Here is a 10,129-nt window from a genome sequence, read left to right as displayed (position 1 = left end):
CCACGGCGCGACGCCGCTCGGCGTCGCCGACGCCGCGCACCAGCAGGCCGTAGCCGATGTTGGCCGACACCGTCATCTGCGGGAACAGGGCATAGCTCTGGAACACCATGCCGACGCCGCGCTTCTCCACCGGCCGTGCCGTCACGTCCTGGCCGCCGAACAGGATCCGGCTGCCGGGGTCGGCCGCCTCGAGACCGGCGAGCAGCCGCAGCAGCGTCGTCTTGCCGCACCCCGACGGGCCGAGCAGCGCTATGACCTCGCCGGGCTCCACCGTCAGCGTCGTCGGCTTGAGGCCGCGGGTGCCGTCGGCATACGTCTTGGCACAGTCGACGATCTCGATGCGGGTGCGTTCCAGGTCCATTCAGGTTCCGTAGCGTTTCTGCAGCGTCGCCGCGACCGCCTGCAACACCCACATGACGGGCAGGATGACGGCGAGGAAGACCAGCGTGTAGGCCGAGCCCACTTCGATCCGCATCGATGCATAGCTGTCGGCCAGGCCGACCGGCAGCGTCCGCGTCAGCGGCGTGTGCAGCATCCAGGTCAGGTTGAACTCGCCGATCGAGAGGGTGAAGACCATCAGGCAGCCGGCGACGATCGCCGGGAAAACCGCCGGCACGAGCACGCCGAGGAAGCGCTGGCGAAAGCTCGCCCCGAGCGTGCGCGCGGCTTCCTCGAGCGCCACCAGCTCGCTGCGCTGGAACGCGGCGCCGACCGTGCGCACCATGAACGGCAGCGTGAAGACGATGTGGCCGACGAGGATGAAGCCGAAGCTCTGCCGGAACGATGCCATCTGCCCGTAGACGAGGATGAGCGCCAGAGCCGTCGCCAGCCCCGGCACGGCGACGGGCAAGGTCAGCACCTCCTCGAAGGCGCGCGCTGCGCGGGAGCGGCTGCGCGCCAGCATGTAGGCGCAGGGCACGCCGAGCACGAGCGTCGCCGCGACGCAGGCGACCCCGATCAGCAGCGACGCCGCGACGGTGTCGCCGTAGACCTCCCACACCTGGGCCAGCCAGCGCAGCGTCAGGCCGCTCTTCAGGCCGGTGCTGTAGTTGTTGACGAGCCCCGCCAGCACGGACAGCAGGATCGGCGCCAGCATGAAGACGCTGACCGCGAGCGTGACGACGAAGAGCAGCGGCGCGCGAGCGGTGGCGGCGGTCTGCATGATCTCAGGCCGAACGGGCTTCGCCGACCGAGACCCGGGCCAGGAACAGCACCGCCCACGTCACCAGCCCGAGGGCAATGGAGAGCGAGGCCGCCAGGGCGAAGTTGGCGTAGTTGGTGAACTCGTTGTAGATGGTGATCGGGACGACCTCGTACTTGCTCGCCAGCGTGAACGCCGTCCCGAAGGCGCCCATCGCCGTGGCGAACAGGATCGCGCCCGTGGCGACGCTGGTCGGGGCGAGCTGCGGCAGCCAGACGTCGCGCGTGATGCGCAGGCGGCCTGCGCCGAGCGCACGAGCTGCCTCCTCGAGCTGCATGTCCATGGCCTCGGCGGCGGCGGTGTAGGTGGCGATGGCACGCGGCAGCGAGAAGTACAGGTAGGCCAGGAAGAGGCCGAGCAGCCCGTAGGCGAACGTCAACCCGCTCAGGCCGATGCTGGCACCGAGGTTGGGCACCAGGCCCTGCCGCCCGCCGAGCAGGATGACGAAGAAGCCGACGATGACGCCGGGGAAGGAGAGCGGCAGCGTCAGCAACGACAGGAGGACGCGGCGGCCGGCGAAGCGGCGCCGCGCCAGGTAGATGCCGACGGCGCCGCCGAGCACGAGCGTCGCAGCGGTGACGCCGAGCGAAAGAAGCAGCGTGTTGACCATGCTCTGCAGGTAGCGCGGGTCGGTGAGCACGACGAAGTAGGTCGCCCAGCCCTTTTCCGCCGGCAGGGCGACCAGCCGCGCCACCGGCAGCAGCCAGAAGGCCGCGAAGAAGGCGAACGCCGGCGCCGCGCAGGCGGCGAGCAGCCAGCGCGGCGTGCCGAAGCTCAGCGCACTTCCTTCAGGTAGCGGTCGGAAAACGCCCGCTGCGCTTCGGCCATCTGCGCGTAGTCGACCGACTTGGCGCGGGCGTACTCGGCAGCCGGCAGGAACTTCGCCTGCACGTCCTTCGACATGGCGCTGGCACGCACCGGCCGCAGGAAGGCGTTGGCCCAGATCGACTGGCCCTCGTCCGACAGCACGAAGTCGAGTGCCTTCTTCGCGCTGTCGGCATGCGGTGCCTTGGCCACGAGGCTCATCACGTACGGGACGACCAGGGTGCCTTCGGCGGGGATCACGAAGGCGACGTTGGCGCCGTCCTTGTGCTTGGCACGGTAGGCGTTGAAGTCGTAGTCGAGCAGGATCGCGATCTCGCCGGAGAGCACGCGCGCGTAGGAAGTCTGCTTCGGCACGATCGGCTCGTTCTTCATGAGCTGCTTGAAGTACTCGATGCCGGGGCCGAAGTCGGTGAGCGTGCCGCCGCGCGCCTGGTTCACCGCCACCGCGCCGACGTAGCCGACGAACGCCGACGACGGATCGAGGTAGCCGATCAGGCCCTTGTACTCGGGCTTGAGCAGGTCGGCCCACGACTTCGGGATCGGCTTGCCCTTGAGCGCATCCACGTTGACCATGAAGCCGAGGGTGCCGGAATGGATGGTGAACCAGTGGCCCTGCGGGTCCTTCAGGCCGTCGGGGATGTCGTTCCAGGCGGCCGGCTTGTAGGGTGCGACGACGCCTTCCTTCTGGGCCTGGATGGCGAAGGTGACGCCGAGGTAGGTGACGTCGGCCACCGGGCTCGCCTTCTCGGCGACGAGCTGTGCCAGCGACTGGCCCGAGTTTTTGTTGTCGGGCGGGATTGTGATGCCGGTCTTCGCCTTGATGGCGCGCAGCTGCGTGCCCCAGTCGGCCCATTCGGTCGGGCAGTTGTAGCAGATGGCCGTCTGCGCGAACGCGCTAGCGGCAGTCAGGCCGAGCGCGGCGGTGCCGGCTCGAAGGAAACAGAGAAGGGAGCGTGACATGGCATGTCTCCTGGGTGGGTGTCGGGTGGTCTTCGGAGTGATCAATGCGGCGCGGCAGCGCACGACTCGCCGGTGCGATAGCCGTGCGGCAGCAGCACGCTGCCGCGCGCGTCTAGGGGCTTGTTCTCTGCGAGTGCGGCGATCAGCAGATCGACGCTGCGTCGGCCGATGTCGTGGTTCGGCTGGGTGATGGTGGCGAGTGCGGGAGTCAGGTCTTCGCCGAGGGCGATGCCGTCGAAGCCCACGACGCTCAGATGGGCCGGCACCTGCAGTCCCGAGAGATGCGCCGCGCGCATCGCGCGAATGGCGAGCAGGTCGTTGGAGCAGAGCAGGGCGGTGGCGCGACGGGGCTTGCGCAGTGCGGCGGCGATCTGCTCGACGGCCGCTTCGATGAAGGGCACTTCGATCAACGGGAGCGGGGTCAGCCCGGCCGTGGCCATGCCGCGCAGGAAGCCGCGGTAGCGAAGTTGCGCCCGGTCGCTCGCCGCGCGCTGGCCGCTCACCATCGCGATGCGCCGATGGCCCAGAGAGGCCAGGCGGGCGACGGCCTCGGCGAGGGCGGCGATGCCGTCCACGGCAACGCAGGGGTGGCTGTCGTGCCGGTTGTAGGCCAGCACGTAGCGCAGACCGTCGGCCTGCAGCTGCCGCAGGGCGACCGACGTCGCCGGGTTCGACACGACGAGGACGACCCCGTCGACACCGGCGGCGCGCAGGGCGGTCACTGCCTGCAGCTCGTCGTCGAGGCGGTACTCGGTGGTCATCGGCACGATCGAGTAGCCGCCTGCGGCCGCCGCGGCGGCGATCCCCTGCAGGCATTCGGCGAACACCGGGTTCAGCAGCGTCGGCAGGACGACGCCCAGGACACGGCTCTTCTGCGTGCGCAGCGTGCGGGCGCTGGCGTTGGGCCGGTAGTCGACGCGGCGCGCGGCGAGCGCGACGCGCCTGCGGGTCTCCTCGCGCACCGTCGAAGGCCGGTTGAAGGCGCGCGACACGGTCGCCACCGAGACCCCCGCCTCCCGCGCCACGCGCTGGATGCTCATGGCTCGAAAGGAAAGCGTGCCGGCGCCGCGGCGCCGCTGGCGCCCGAACGGGGAGAACACCACATCTCGCGCTGCATATGTAATGGATTACATCGAGCCCCTAATGTGACACTTGGGCGATCCGTGTCACGTCGGAACAACCCGGAGTCGGAGGCATGAAGGGGCCAGCGGAAACGAATCGGGCGGCCGCGCTTTTCGTGGCTGCATTCCTCGCCACCGGCTGCGCGACGACACCGGTCAGCTTCCAGCCGCGCCAAACCGGCGCATCGGCGTCGATGAGCATCGTCGCGGGCGTCGGCGTGCGGTCGCTCGTCGACGACGGCATCGTCGTCGTCGCCTATCCGGCGTTTCCTCGACAAGGTGCCGAGCGCCCCGCCTTCGTGCTTCGCGTGACGAACGGGTCGGCCGTGCCGATCGTCGTGGCGCGAGACGACGTTCGCGCCTTCTTCCGCGACCGCCCGGTGCCGCTGTACACCCGCGCCGAGCGCGCCGCCGAGCTGCATGCCGCGTCGGTGCGGCGTGAGGCCGTGCATGTCGCGGTGGGCACCTTGGCCGCGGTGGCGGCGCTGTGGGGCGTCTCCACCGGCTGGCGCGGCGGCATCAGCGCCGGCGGAGGCTCGCTCTTCGTGCAGACACCGCTCACGGGCCTGGCCGGCGGGGTCGCCGTCGCTGCGGCCGGCGACGAGGCGATGCGCCAGTTCGAGCACGGCGGGGCGGGCGACGCGGCCGTGTCGGGCGCGATCCTCGAATCGCGCACGGTCCGCGCCGGCGGGTCGGCGACCGTGCACGTCCTCCTCAAGGACTGCTGCAGCGCCCGGCTCGGCGACGACGACCTCATCCGTCTCGAAGTCACGCTCGCGGGCCGGACACACGCGTTTTCATTTCAGCGGGTCGCTGCGGCCGACCCGACGCGGCTGGTCGGCGATCGCTGAGCCGTGCCGGCGTGCATCGCCGTGCCGCAGTAGGACAAGCGCCGATGCCGGTTCGATGCGCGTGCCGAGAATGGCCTCGGGACACAACAACCGGAACCGACCATGACCCTCGCTCGACCCCGAATCGTCGCCACCGTGCTGGCCCTGGCGCTCTCCGGCTGCGCGACGAGCGGCAAGACGATCCACACGTCGGCGAACGTCTATCCCGCGATCGGGCCGTATTCGCAGATGGTCCAGTCGGGCAACACGTATTACCTCTCGGGCGTGATCCCGCTCAACAAGGCCGGCAACGCGGTCGAAGGAGCGACGATCGAGGAGCAGACCCGCCTGGTGCTCGGCTACATCGGCGAGGTCCTTCGCGCCCAGGGCATGACCCACGACAACGTCGTCATGTCCAACGTGTTCATGAAGGACCTGAACGAATTCGCGCGGATGAACGCCGTCTACGGCGAGTTCTTCAAGACCAACCCGCCCGCCCGCGCGACGGTCGAGGTCGCCCGCCTGCCGCGCGACGTGCGCATCGAGATCGCCGTCGTCGCCACCCGGTAGCCGATCAGACGGCGGCTGCCGCTGGCGCTGCCAATCCGCCGAACTCGGGCCCCATCAAGGACGACGGCTCGTAGCCCCGGTTGACGTCGAGCCCGGTGATCCGCCAGTCGTGCGCCGGCAGGCGCAGCGGGTGCACGACTTCCTCGTACGAGCGCATCGGCCAGACGACGCCGAAGCGGCGCTCGTGCTCGAAGGTGTCGACCTGCGCGACGGCGCCGCGCGTGCCGCCGAAGCCTTCCAGGGTGAAGCGGACGCGCCGCATCAGCCCGGACGCGTCGATGCACAGGGACACGCGGTCGAGCTCGGTGCGTCCGAGGCCGGGCCGCAGCCAGACGTCGACGACCTCGCACGTGCGACCGTCGACGCGCTCGGTGCCGGCGCGGCGGCTTGCGTGGCCGCGGCCGGTGAGCCAGAGCGGGCCGAGCAGGAACAGCCCGTAGCCTTCGGCGACGAGCGCCGCCGCATCGAGCACCTGCGCATCCGAGCTGGGCTGGCCGTTGAACCAGACGGCCACGTCGCCGCGCGCTGCCGGCGCGCCGGGCGGGCGCCGCCAGACGACGTGCTTGCGGCCGGCGCTGCCGGTATAGGCCTGCGCGACCATGCCCGCGGCCGGCATCAGACGCTCCTCCGACGCGCCGCGAAAGGCGCTGTCGACGACGATCGGCTGAATGCGGTCGATCAGCGGGCGCCATTCGCCGGCGTAGCGAACGTTGATGTCGCGCAGCTTGCCGTAGGCGGCGAGGCCGTGCGCTTCGGCGCTGAGCCGGAGCAGCTCGGCGCCGCCGCTGCCGGTCGTGGTCACGGCAGGCTCCGCCAGCGGCAACGGCGTGGCGCATCCCGCGAGCCAGGGCACCGGCAGGGCCAGGCCGGCGACGAGAACGCTTCGTCGCGAAGGCCCGCGCGCAGGCGTCACGCTCACGCCTTCTTGGCCCACGCCGTGCACCAGCCCTTGGCGGCCACGGGCCGGCCGGCGAAGAGGGCGCAGGGCCCCAGGGCCTCGGTGCCCTTGGCCTGGTAGAGCGCGCAGTTGGCGCAGATTTGGCCGGGGGCGTACTTCGGCTGCTTGCGCGCTGCGGCCTTGGCGGCGTCGTCGACGTACCCGAGGGCGACGGCCTGCGGCTCCTTCTCGTCGACTTTCGTTGCCTGCGCCCGCACGGCGCCGTGCATCAGCGTGCCCGCGCCGGCGAGCGCCATCAGAAAGGTCCGTCTCTCGTTCATCGTTGCTCCTCGTGGTGGCGCGAAACCGTCGTCCCGCCGCAGCGGGGGAAGCCCCGCCTGCGCTCGCGGACGATAGGCGACTCGGCGGGCGTCGTCCTGCGGGGCCCGCAATGCCCGCTCCGAGTGAAGCCGATAATCCGACTCGTTCCCGACTCACGAACGCTTGCGATGAAGAAAACCGGATCCCGCACCGACCTCCCGCCGGTGGAGCCGGGCCCGACACGCTACCGCAGCGGTGCGGTCGCCCGCATGCTGCGCATGCCCATGGCGACCTTGCGCATCTGGGAGCGGCGGCACCGGGTCGCCGCCCCGGCCACCACCGCCAGCGGGCACCGCCTGTACTCGGCGGCCGATGTCCAGCGCCTGGCCCTGGTGCGGCAGCTGACCGCCCTCGGCCATCCCATCGGCTCGATCGCCCGGCTCGGCATCGAGGGACTGCGCGAGGTCGCGGCGACGCACGCGGCGGCGTTGAGCCCGGCCTCGGCCCGGGCATCGAAGCGAGGCCGTGTTTCGGCATGCACGGTCGTGGCCGTCGGCGTCGGCGCCCGGGAACGCCTGCAGCGGCCCGGCATCCAGCTGCGCCTCGAGCGCATCGTCCGGGTCACGGCGTCCTTCGCGCGGATCGGCGATGTCCGTTCGCACCCGGCCGCCGCCCGGCACGACGCGCTGATCGTCTTCGCCAGCGGCCTGCAGGCGTCGCTGCTGCCGAAGGTCCTGGCGGCGGCACGCCATGTCCACGCTCGCCGGCTCGTCGTTGTTCATTCCTTCGCCGCGACACCCGTGGCGGATGCGTTCGCCGCCGCAGGCGTTTCGCTCCTGCTGGAGCCGGCGGACGACGTGCGTCTGGCCGGGTGTCTGGGCAGCCTCGTCGCGGCCGCACCCGATCGGTCGAGCGCCAAAGCAGCGGCCAGCGTTCCCCGAGTGCTGCCGCTTTCCACCCCAGTGCCTGCACCGCGCCGCTACGACGACGCGACCCTCGCCGACCTCGCCGGCCTCTCGTCGACCATCGCCTGCGAGTGTCCGCGTCACCTCGCCGAGATCGTCATGAAACTGTCCCACTTCGAGGCCTACAGCGGCCAGTGCGAAGGACTCGACGCGGCCGATGCCTCCCTCCATGCCTATCTGGGTCAGGTCAGCGGTGCGGCACGCTCGCTCTTCGAAGCCGCGCTCGAGCGGGTGGCGATGCACGAGGGCCTGGTACTGCCATGAAGTGAGGGCCGCGTGCGATGGGTTGTGTGAAGTAAAGCACGCGTCTGCCCCGTACCTGCGGGGGGTTCAGTGCTTGGCCAAGGGGTTAAGGTGCCGTTCCGGTCCTTGCTCTGGATCCAGGCCTTGCGCTCGATCGCGCCTCGCTTGTCCGTTCTCAGGGGCGACCGAACAGCCATCCATTAGGAATTGAACTCATGAAACTGAAATCTGCTCTGACCGCCACCGTGCTGTCGGGAGCGTTCGCCGTGGCGAACGCACTGACCGTGGTTCCGGGCAACACGCCTCAAAACGACGACAACGTCCTCGCCAACGCTTGCGCTCTGGGTGCAAACAGCGGTAACCCGGTGTTCGGGTGTCTCAACCAGGATCAATCCCAGCTGGTGCGACTTTCCTCGGTCGGCGAGGCGTCGCTGACCTATTCCGGCGGGCAAGCCACGCTGAGCGCCGGGGACGGTGCGTTCTCTAACCTGAAGATCGAGTTGGTGGGCAGCTCCATCAAGACCGCCATTCTGAACATCGATGCGAGCGCCGATGGCTTCGTGAGGTTCTTCGATGCTTCGGGGCCCGATGGCGTCTTCGCGCTTGGCGGCAACGGAAACAACTTCTTCACCGCGACTGGCGTGAACACTTTCCTGTCGTTCACGACCTACACGGGAACGTTGAACAACCTGACGCAAGCGCAGCTCGCCGTCGATGTGAAGCAAGTGCGTATCGGCGAGGTGGCTCCGATCCCCGAGCCGGAAACCTATGCGCTCATGATGGCGGGCCTCGGAGCCATCGGCTTCATGGCCCGTCGCCGGAAGCAGAAGCGCGTCTAGCTCCTGATCGATGCGCCCGGCGGCCGGCAACGGCCGGCCGGGCGTTCTTGTTTTTGCCGCCGCGATGGGCCCCGAGCCGTATCTTCCTGAAACGGTCTGTCGCCGCAAGCGGCGATAAGATGCCGCGAATGTCGATCGTCAAGCGTGGTCCCGGAGCTTCCGAGGTTCGTCCGCGAACTGCAGCGGCCGACGCCGTCCAGGAAGTCGACCTCGACCCCACCGTTCCCGAAGCCCCCGCCGAGCCGGAGGGCCCGGCGAAGATCCTGCGGCCGGCGGCGGTGCCCGACTGGCGCGGCTCGAGCTGGGACCTGCTGAACGGCGTCGAGGTCAGCGACGAGACCGACTCGATCCCGGGCGAGCTGTTCGACAGCCTCTTCAGGCGCTGACGCGTCGCTGGGCTTGCCGGCGCGACATGAAGCCGATCGCCCCGAGCCCCGCCAGGAACAGCGCGTAGGTCTCGGGCTCGGGAACGGGGGCGAAGATCACGTCCTGCTGACGCCCGCTTTCGAGCACCTGCACCTCCGGGCCGGCACCGCCGAGCGAGCCCAGCCAGGTGCTCGCCAGGGTGAGCGCACCCGAGGTCGCGGCGGTGCCACCGGAAAAGACGGCGTCGCCGCCGGCCAGGGCGTAGCCGTTCGAGGTCTTCTCGTAGGCGATCTCCCAGACGGCGATCTGGAATGCCGCTTCGGCCACCGAGTTCGCCACCACGCCGGCGCGTGCGTAGAGCCGGCTCAGGTCGGCGAAGGCATCACCGTTGTTGAAGGCGTGCGTGGTGCCCGGGCCGGTGTAGTCGGTGTAGAGGGCGCCGAAGGAGATGGTCTGGTACAGGTCGACGCAGTAGCTCACGAAGGTGGGGCCGCCGTTCAGCACGGTGGCGAAGCCGCCTGCCGAGGCCGAGCCGGCCCGTGCCGTGTTGCTGCCGCCGAGCGAGTACTGGACCGTCTCGGAGCCGTGCGCGAAGCCGGTGAAGAGGACCTCGGCCGCGCCGGCCGGGCTGGCCGCCGCCAGGAGGCCGGTCACGAGGAAGGAGGCGAGGCGGTTCGGGGTCATGGGGGAGTCACGGAAGGCGCTTTCGCACGATGGGCGTGACTCTAGGGAGAGCCCCAGCCCCGGCCTAACCCCCCGAGCCCGGGGTCGCGCGGGGCAACCCGACAGGCGGGGATCGAGCGACCTCGGATGGCATCGTGCGTCCTCGTGCGAGGCGGCGACACGCCGCTCGCGCGCTAGTCGACGCGCGGCATGATCGTGATCGGCGAGTAGAGCTGCTCGGCGGCGGCGTCCGGCTTCATCACCCGCCAGCGCTCGAGGCTGGCGAGATCGGCCACCGAGCGGCTCGCCTCGTCGGCCTTGATGAGCGGGTCGAGCTCGAGGACGCGG

13 protein-coding genes are annotated in these 10,129 nt (G+C 70.1%); 5 read left to right on the top strand and 8 right to left on the bottom strand.

Going from position 1 to position 10,129, the window contains the following annotated elements; all coding sequences use genetic code 11:
• The 5 genes from AC30N0_RS02930 to AC30N0_RS02910 form a co-directional block, all read right to left on the bottom strand.
• Nucleotides 1–361: ATP-binding cassette domain-containing protein (locus AC30N0_RS02930; protein WP_489516437.1), on the bottom strand; the 361-nt coding region annotated here is incomplete at its 3' end.
• On the bottom strand, nt 362–1,162 hold the full coding sequence (locus AC30N0_RS02925; protein ID WP_489516436.1) for an ABC transporter permease: 801 nt from the start codon (nt 1,160–1,162) through the stop codon (nt 362–364).
• A 4-nt stretch (nt 1,163–1,166) separates the two neighbouring features.
• Nucleotides 1,167–1,979 (bottom strand): ABC transporter permease, encoded by an 813-nt coding sequence (locus tag AC30N0_RS02920; protein ID WP_489516438.1) that lies wholly within the window; start codon nt 1,977–1,979, stop codon nt 1,167–1,169.
• Nucleotides 1,976–2,986, bottom strand: a complete 1,011-nt coding sequence (locus AC30N0_RS02915; protein ID WP_489516435.1) for an ABC transporter substrate-binding protein — start codon at nt 2,984–2,986, stop codon at nt 1,976–1,978. Before AC30N0_RS02915 ends, AC30N0_RS02920 begins: the two co-directional genes overlap by 4 nt.
• A gap of 41 nt (nt 2,987–3,027) precedes the next feature.
• On the bottom strand, nt 3,028–4,026 hold the full coding sequence (locus AC30N0_RS02910) for a substrate-binding domain-containing protein (RefSeq protein ID WP_489516434.1): 999 nt from the start codon (nt 4,024–4,026) through the stop codon (nt 3,028–3,030).
• Nucleotides 4,027–4,223: 197 nt separating this feature from the next.
• Here AC30N0_RS02910 and AC30N0_RS02905 point away from each other — a divergent pair, with 197 nt between their 5' ends.
• Nucleotides 4,224–4,958, top strand: a complete 735-nt coding sequence (locus AC30N0_RS02905; protein ID WP_489516433.1) for a hypothetical protein — start codon at nt 4,224–4,226, stop codon at nt 4,956–4,958.
• 102 nt (nt 4,959–5,060) lie between these two features.
• Nucleotides 5,061–5,507: a Rid family detoxifying hydrolase gene (locus tag AC30N0_RS02900; protein WP_489516432.1), complete on the top strand. Its 447-nt coding sequence runs from the start codon at nt 5,061–5,063 to the stop codon at nt 5,505–5,507.
• Between the two features lie 4 nt (nt 5,508–5,511).
• Here AC30N0_RS02900 and AC30N0_RS02895 read toward each other — a convergent pair whose 3' ends face one another.
• Both AC30N0_RS02895 and AC30N0_RS02890 read right to left on the bottom strand, forming a co-directional pair.
• Entirely contained in the window at nt 5,512–6,420 is a 909-nt protein-coding gene (locus AC30N0_RS02895; RefSeq protein WP_489516431.1) for a hypothetical protein, read from the bottom strand.
• Between the two features lie 2 nt (nt 6,421–6,422).
• Nucleotides 6,423–6,725: a high-potential iron-sulfur protein gene (locus tag AC30N0_RS02890; protein WP_489516430.1), complete on the bottom strand. Its 303-nt coding sequence runs from the start codon at nt 6,723–6,725 to the stop codon at nt 6,423–6,425.
• 168 nt (nt 6,726–6,893) lie between these two features.
• Between AC30N0_RS02890 and AC30N0_RS02885 the strand changes: the two genes are divergently transcribed.
• The 3 genes from AC30N0_RS02885 (at nt 6,894) to AC30N0_RS02875 (ending at nt 9,138) form a co-directional block, all read left to right on the top strand.
• Complete coding sequence (locus AC30N0_RS02885; protein WP_489516429.1) at nt 6,894–7,934, top strand: MerR family transcriptional regulator; 1,041 nt, start codon at nt 6,894–6,896, stop codon at nt 7,932–7,934.
• 194 nt (nt 7,935–8,128) lie between these two features.
• Nucleotides 8,129–8,752: a PEP-CTERM sorting domain-containing protein gene (locus AC30N0_RS02880; RefSeq protein ID WP_489516428.1), complete on the top strand. Its 624-nt coding sequence runs from the start codon at nt 8,129–8,131 to the stop codon at nt 8,750–8,752.
• 128 nt (nt 8,753–8,880) lie between these two features.
• Nucleotides 8,881–9,138, top strand: a complete 258-nt coding sequence (locus tag AC30N0_RS02875; protein WP_489516427.1) for a hypothetical protein — start codon at nt 8,881–8,883, stop codon at nt 9,136–9,138.
• Here the strand turns inward: AC30N0_RS02875 and AC30N0_RS02870 are convergent.
• Complete coding sequence (locus AC30N0_RS02870; protein WP_489516426.1) at nt 9,128–9,802, bottom strand: PEP-CTERM sorting domain-containing protein; 675 nt, start codon at nt 9,800–9,802, stop codon at nt 9,128–9,130. The genes AC30N0_RS02875 and AC30N0_RS02870 overlap by 11 nt on opposite strands.
• Nucleotides 9,803–10,129: the final 327 nt, after the last annotated feature.

It is taken from the genome of Rhizobacter sp. (assembly GCF_031412495.1).
Classification (GTDB): domain Bacteria; phylum Pseudomonadota; class Gammaproteobacteria; order Burkholderiales; family Burkholderiaceae_C; genus Schlegelella_A.
The sequence above is the reverse complement of the archived record's forward strand: the minus strand, read 5'-3'. Positions and strand labels throughout refer to the sequence as shown.

Excerpts from the sequence above, each read along its gene's own strand:
- AC30N0_RS02925 (WP_489516436.1), bottom strand. The coding sequence starts at position 1,162 with ATGCAGACCGCCGCCACCGCTCGCGCGCCGCTGCTCTTCGTCGTCACG.
- AC30N0_RS02915 (WP_489516435.1), bottom strand. The coding sequence starts at position 2,986 with ATGTCACGCTCCCTTCTCTGTTTCCTTCGAGCCGGCACCGCCGCGCTC.
- AC30N0_RS02910 (WP_489516434.1), bottom strand. The coding sequence starts at position 4,026 with ATGAGCATCCAGCGCGTGGCGCGGGAGGCGGGGGTCTCGGTGGCGACC.
- AC30N0_RS02900 (WP_489516432.1), top strand. The coding sequence starts at position 5,061 with ATGACCCTCGCTCGACCCCGAATCGTCGCCACCGTGCTGGCCCTGGCG.
- AC30N0_RS02890 (WP_489516430.1), bottom strand. The coding sequence starts at position 6,725 with ATGAACGAGAGACGGACCTTTCTGATGGCGCTCGCCGGCGCGGGCACG.
- AC30N0_RS02885 (WP_489516429.1), top strand. The coding sequence starts at position 6,894 with ATGAAGAAAACCGGATCCCGCACCGACCTCCCGCCGGTGGAGCCGGGC.
- AC30N0_RS02880 (WP_489516428.1), top strand. The coding sequence starts at position 8,129 with ATGAAACTGAAATCTGCTCTGACCGCCACCGTGCTGTCGGGAGCGTTC.
- AC30N0_RS02875 (WP_489516427.1), top strand. The coding sequence starts at position 8,881 with ATGTCGATCGTCAAGCGTGGTCCCGGAGCTTCCGAGGTTCGTCCGCGA.
- AC30N0_RS02870 (WP_489516426.1), bottom strand. The coding sequence starts at position 9,802 with ATGACCCCGAACCGCCTCGCCTCCTTCCTCGTGACCGGCCTCCTGGCG.